Source organism: Amphritea pacifica (assembly GCF_016924145.1).
GTDB classification, from domain to species: Bacteria; Pseudomonadota; Gammaproteobacteria; order Pseudomonadales; family Balneatricaceae; genus Amphritea; species Amphritea pacifica.
The window spans coordinates 1-221 of sequence record NZ_JAFFZO010000274.1; the positions used below are offsets into that span (position 1 = coordinate 1).

Annotated in this window: 1 rRNA gene; it reads left to right on the forward strand. The window is 39.4% G+C overall.

What is annotated here, in order from left to right:
* Positions 1-141: 141 nt before the first annotated feature.
* A 16S ribosomal RNA gene (locus JW499_RS23330) occupies positions 142-221 on the forward strand; the annotation flags it as partial.

The window sequence follows — 221 nt, forward strand, 5'->3', positions numbered from 1 at the left end:
TCGTGTGGGCGCTTGTTGAGATGAAGCACAAAAGCTTTATCAAAGTAAGCGACACCAAGTAAATTCATTTAAGTGTATTTGCAAGTTGTTTAATACTTTGAGCTAGATTTATATATGTCAATTTCCGGCATATTCTGATTAAAACTGAAGAGTTTGATCATGGCTCAGATTGAACGCTGGCGGCAGGCTTAACACATGCAAGTCGAGCGGTAACAGAGAGT